The sequence below is a fragment of the Kribbella sp. genome (assembly GCF_035655035.1).
Lineage (GTDB): Bacteria > Actinomycetota > Actinomycetes > Propionibacteriales > Kribbellaceae > Kribbella.
The window spans coordinates 1-5,406 of the sequence record NZ_DASRVN010000321.1; the positions used below are offsets into that span (position 1 = coordinate 1).

The window sequence follows — 5,406 nt, forward strand, 5'->3', positions numbered from 1 at the left end:
CGCCAGGCCGGCATGCAGAACTCCGGGGAGGCAGATACGTCCGGCTGACGCGGAACGCCCCCGGAAGCTGGACTCTCGAGGCGTTCGGAGTCTTCGTGTGGTCAGCCGCGGCTGGGTCCCTGGGCGTCGACGGCGGGCAAGACGGACCCTGCACGAGGCCGCCGTACGGATCCCGACGACAGCAAGCCGTTGCCACCTCTCGACAACGACGCGGCGCCTCGATTGGTCGATGCGCCTGATACCGAGGGGTGATCTTCGGGTGGCGGAGGACCTGTCGAACTTGGACGAGGTGGTTCGGGTGGCCAAGGAAGGGTTGGGGTTGTGACAGACAGGGCGGCGTGTGAGCGGTTGCTGGCTCGGCTGGTAGCGGCCAGGTGGGACGATCAAGAAGCTGAGGAGGCTCATGAGACGTCACGTCGGCAACTCGCCAATGAGTTCTTCCGGCGGAAGGCCATCTGGGCGAATGCGCTCGGCATCACTCGTCTGTGGCCGTACGCGGACATCGCCCTGGCGTTCGACCCTTCGATCGGGACCGACCCGGTGTGGTTGGAGCGATTGGAGGCCTCGGTCGGTCATGAATTGGCGCCGCTCGTGCGTCAGGTCGTGACGGACATGTTCCGGTGGGCCGCGCTGGGGGACCGGCCGAAGGAACGGTTCCCCGAGTTCGACGATCCGTATGAGCCGATGACACAGGTCATCGAGCGTGGTGGGGAGTTCTGGCAAGGGCAGGTCGGGATCGAGTTGCCCATTGCTGGTGTGTCGTACCGCAGTCTCGAGGAGCGGCTTGCGCAAGACCCGATTCCGATCGATGCCGCGACTTTGGCGGCACTGGATGAGAAGGATCGGGTCGAGCTCGAGAGGGTTCGGGCGCGGGCGGCTGTGCTGGAGGCTGAGTACGCGAGTAGGCGGTCGCGCGAGGACTCGGGCGAGTCAGGATGACAACGAAACACCCCCGGGAGCTGGGCTCTCGGGGGCGTTCGGGTGTTGGGGAGGTCAGCCGCCGTTGGGTTCTTGGGCGTCGGTGGCGGGGTATTTGTCCATGAACTGTTGGAGGGCCTCGCCGCTGACGGAGTTGCAGAACTGGCGGTGGCCGAAGGATTTCTGGTCGGCGCCGGGGCCGCTCCAGTGGGCGAAGGCGAGGTTCTTGCCGTCCGGCCAGCCCTTGCCGTCGGACTGCTTGAAGGGGGCGGCGATGAACTTGTTCAGGGAGCCGTCGGGGAGCTTCGACTTGGAGATCTTCTCGATCTTGTCGATCTGGTCCTTCGGCAGGGTGTCGCGGTACCAGAGGATCGTGTACCCGTGCTCGAGGTTGTGCACCAGGTTCTCCACCGGCGGCCGGTCGCCGGTCGTGTAGAACTTCTTGTCGAACGGCGCCCAGACCGCGTAGTGCGGGCCGGACGACGGCGGCGAGACGGAGTACAGGATCTTCTCGCCGTCGGGGCGGTGGTCCTGGGTGCCGCCGGCGGTGTCGTTGGTGATCGGGTCGCAGGACGCGGAGCCGGCCGCGACGCCGAAGTCGGTGAGGGCCTGGTTCTTGGTCCGGGAGTCCTGGACGAGTTTGATCGCCGGGTAGGCGATGATGGCCAGCCCGACCACGATCGAGCACACCACGATGATCACGGTACGGCGGCGGTCCGAGGCGGCCTGGTCACGCTGCATCTTCGCGATCATTTCGCGGCGCGACTTCTTCTGCGACGACGCTTTACCCACAGTGTTGGTCTTCCCGGCTAAGGGCGGCCACCGCGCCGCCGTGCGAAGGCAGTGTACGAGGTGACCCTAAGAAGTTGCCTAGAAAACTACTTCGACCGTGAGCCGAACGTGACCGTCGCCGCGGCACCCGGCCCGGCCTGCACCGCGACCCCGAACCCCTCGGCATGCAGCAGTACGGCGACCCGCTCGGCGGCCATTCCCACCGTGAGCGGATTCTCGCCGGACACCGTGACAGCGTTGTCACCGGCCTGCACCTGCACGCCGTCGAGAACCAACTCCGACAACACGGACGCGTCCAGCTCGCGCGGCCCAACCGGTGGTTGCCGGTCGAGTACGGCGGCCCGCGCCGCCTCGCGGGTACCGAGGCTGAACATGTCGTGCTCGGCGTCCCGCACCAGCGCCCGCGCTCCGGGACCGTCCGAACCGGCCGGCAGCACCGCGTCCTCGAGACCCCGCAGTACGGCGACCGGTACGCCGTCGGCCTTGCCCTTCACGAGTTCGCTGGCGCCCGCGATCTCGTCCGCGAGCGCGGGCTCGGTGACCGCGAGGACGTTGCCGTGGCTGTCCGTCGTACCGCGCAGGTCCTCGACCACGCGGACCCCGGCGGCGCCGATCGCGACGTCGGTCTGGCCGTTGCGCCACGGGCGGCCGAGGGTGTCGGTGATCACGATGCCGACGTTCATGTCGTACCGCTGCTTCAAGGCCGCCCGCAACGCCCGCGCGGACTTGTCGGGGTCGATCGGGAGCAGCAGGACCGTACCGGGCGCGGTGTTGGAGGTGTCGGTGCCGGCCGCGGCCATCACCAGGCCGTGCCGGGTCTGCACGATCCGAGTCTCGCCGCGCTGGGCGACCACCCGGACGAGCTCGGCGTCGACCGCCTCCTGGCGGGTGCCGTACGTGAGCCGGCCCTCTGCCTTGCTGACGATCTTGGACGTCACCGAGACCACGTCGCCGTCGCGCAGGTCGGTGCCCTCCGCGATCAGCGCGGCCAGGTCGGCGCCGGCCGCCACCTCGGGCAGTCCGGTCACCGGGAAGATCTCCAGGTGCTTCCTCATCGCCGTACGGCCTCCGCGAGGGTCAGTGCCGCGTCAGCCATCGCGGCGGTGGTGGTCTCGTCCGTCATCCACAACGGCACCGCCTGGACATGAATTCCGGCTCCGGCGATCGAATCCGCCTGGATCGCGTCCGAGCTGTCGATCAGCCAGCCGTCCAGGACGCCGCCGGACGCGCGGGAGCCGTAGTACCGTGCGACCGCCGACGCGGTGGCGGCGACGCCGACCGTGGCCAGCACCTTGTCGGCCATCCCGCGGACCGGGCCGGTGCCGATGATCGGCGACAGCCCGATCACCGGGGCGGCGGTCGCCTGCACGGCCTCCCGGATCCCCGGTACGCCGAGGATCGTGCCGACCGAGACCACCGGGTTGGACGGCGGGACGATCAGTACGTCGCAGTCCGCGATCGCGTCCAGTACGCCGGGCGCGGGCTTCGCCTTGTCCTGGCCGACCGCGACGATCTGGTGCGCCGGGATGCCGGCCTGGTACCGGACCCAGTACTCCTGGAAGTGGATGGCCTTGCGGCGGCCGGGCTGCTCCGGGTCGTCCACCACCACGTGGGTCTCGACCCGGTCATCGCTCATCGGCAACAGCCGGACCGGGAGCTTCCAGCGGGCGCAGAGCGCCTCGGTGACCGCGGACAGGCTGTACCCGGCGTCCAGCATCTGGGTGCGCACCAGGTGCGTGGCGACGTCGCGGTCGCCGAGCCCGAACCAGGTCGGCTCCACGCCGTACGCCGCGAGCTCCTCCTTGATCACCCAGGTCTCGTCCTCACGACCCCACTTGCGCTCCTCCGAGATGCCGCCGCCGAGGGTGTACATGACGGTGTCGAGGTCGGGGCAGACCCGCAGGCCGAACAGGGTGATGTCGTCCGCGGTGTTACCGATCACGGTGATCTCGGCGTCGGGACGGGCCGTCAGCAGACCACGCAGGAACGCGGATCCGCCGATGCCACCGGCCAGCACGGTGTATCGCTTGGGCATGTGGGTGCGAACTTGCATGGGAAGAGTCTGCCCGAGTCGTCAATGCGTCGGCCCACCGCACGACTATGCTGCGGTGAGTCATCAGATCCGCACAGCTCAGTTGTACGGCCCCCCAACATCCGAGGAGCCCTCGTGGTCACCGACGCAACCAAGAAGCTCAGAGAGCCGGTCGCGTACATCTTGCTCGCATTCACCGGCCTGCTCGCACTGGCAGCGCTCTTCCAGTTGTTCGTCGGCGGGATCGGCTTCGTGGCCGCGTCCGCGGGCGTGCACAGCATCATCGTCCCGCCGTCGGTCACCACGATCGCGCTGATCCCGGCCCTGGTGGCCGCGGTCTGGCTGGTCAACGAGGGTGAGCGGACGCCGAACGCCCGGATCGTCACGCTGGCCGCGCTGGTCATCACCGGTCTGTTCCTGCTGATCGGCCTGATCGCCACGTTCGCGCAGTTCAACGGCGGCGGCACGGCCGGCGAGAAGATCGTCGGCTTCATCGCCTCGCTCGGTGGCCTCGCGCTGTACGGCGGTGTCGGGCTGTATGCGCTGAAGACGTTCCAGGCGCTGCCGGCGCCGGTCAAGACCCCGAAGGCGGGCCAGTTCCAGCAGCCGGCGCACCCGGGTCAGCAGGGCCAGTTCGGCGGCCAGCAGGCGCAGTACGGCCAGCAGGGCTACGCACAGCAGCAGGGCTACGGCCAGGACCAGCAGGGTCAGTACGGCGGTCAGCAGTACGACCAGGGCCAGCAGTACGGCGGTTACGCGGCGGCTGGTGCCGCTGGTGGTTACGCGGCGGGTCAGGGCGACCAGCAGCAGTGGCCGCAGGAGCAGGGCTGGAACCAGGGCGACCAGCAGCAGGCCTGGTCCGCCGGTGACGCGGAGGCCCAGCACGGCCAGCCCGCGGACCCGCAGGCCGGTCAGCACTCCGCACAGCACTCCGGCCAGCAGGAGCAGGCGTGGCCAGCTGAGGGTCAGGCCGCTGCCGAGCCGACCCAGGCGTGGAACTCCGAGGGCCAGCAGCAGTGGAGCGGCCAGGAGCACGGCCAGCAGTGGCCGCAGGAGCAGCAGCAGTGGGGCGCCGACGCTGGTCAGCAGCACGGTCAACACGGTCAGGCCGGTCAGCAGCAGTGGAGCGGCCAGGACTACGGCCAGCAGCCGCAGTCCGGCCAGGAGTGGGGTCAGCCGGCCGAGGGTGCGGAAACGCAGCCCGAGGCACAGCAGGGCCAGCAGGCCTGGCAGCAGGAGCAGTCCTGGCAGGCCGACGACAAGCCGGCCGAGCAGCCGGCGGCCGCAGAGCCTGCACAGCAGGCGGATTCGCCCGACGAGACCCGTGTCGAACCGCGCGTCGAGGGCGACAAGAACGACCCGAACCAGCCGGGCCAGGGTCAGCAGGGCTGGTGGTCGCAGCCTTCCTGATCAGTCAACTGATCGGGCGGCAGCAAGCTCAGCAAGCCCTTACCGTGCTTGCGGAAAAATCGCGGTAGTACGAGGTTTGAAGCCGGGTACCCGGCGCGAGAGGCCTGTATCCACAGGCCTCTCGTTCTTTTGCGGGCATGTTGCGGATGATCCCAATAGCAGAGCACGGCTTGACTTTCGTGCATTGCAGGAATGTAATTTCAACCGTGTCGTTCGTTAGGACACTCGGTATCGGGGACCGTTGCAGAGCGCAG

Annotated in this window: 5 protein-coding genes; 2 read left to right on the forward strand and 3 right to left on the reverse strand. The window is 68.7% G+C overall.

The annotated features are described in order from the left end of the window. Nucleotides 1–321 precede the first annotated feature (321 nt). On the forward strand, nt 322–939 hold the full coding sequence (locus tag VFF46_RS18210; protein ID WP_325038334.1) for a hypothetical protein: 618 nt from the start codon (nt 322–324) through the stop codon (nt 937–939). A 54-nt stretch (nt 940–993) separates the two neighbouring features. Here VFF46_RS18210 and VFF46_RS18215 read toward each other — a convergent pair whose 3' ends face one another. The 3 genes from VFF46_RS18215 to cofD form a co-directional block, all read right to left on the reverse strand. After that, nucleotides 994–1,710: a DUF3105 domain-containing protein gene (locus VFF46_RS18215; RefSeq protein WP_325038335.1), complete on the reverse strand. Its 717-nt coding sequence runs from the start codon at nt 1,708–1,710 to the stop codon at nt 994–996. Nucleotides 1,711–1,796: 86 nt separating this feature from the next. After that, a complete protein-coding gene (locus VFF46_RS18220) occupies nt 1,797–2,765 on the reverse strand; it encodes a coenzyme F420-0:L-glutamate ligase (protein ID WP_325038336.1) in 969 nt (322 codons plus the stop codon). Continuing rightward, a complete protein-coding gene (gene cofD / locus VFF46_RS18225; protein WP_325038337.1) occupies nt 2,762–3,763 on the reverse strand; it encodes a 2-phospho-L-lactate transferase in 1,002 nt (333 codons plus the stop codon). The genes VFF46_RS18220 and cofD overlap by 4 nt, the downstream gene beginning before the upstream one ends. Nucleotides 3,764–3,877: 114 nt before the next feature. On the opposite strand from cofD, the gene VFF46_RS18230 reads away from it, so the two are divergent. After that, entirely contained in the window at nt 3,878–5,152 is a 1,275-nt protein-coding gene (locus VFF46_RS18230) for a hypothetical protein (protein ID WP_325038338.1), read from the forward strand. Nucleotides 5,153–5,406 lie beyond the last annotated feature (254 nt).

Coding starts and splice junctions, on each gene's coding strand:
- VFF46_RS18220 (WP_325038336.1), bottom strand. CDS start 2,765: ATGAGGAAGCACCTGGAGATCTTCCCGGTGACCGGACTGCCCGAGGTG.
- cofD (WP_325038337.1), bottom strand. CDS start 3,763: ATGCAAGTTCGCACCCACATGCCCAAGCGATACACCGTGCTGGCCGGT.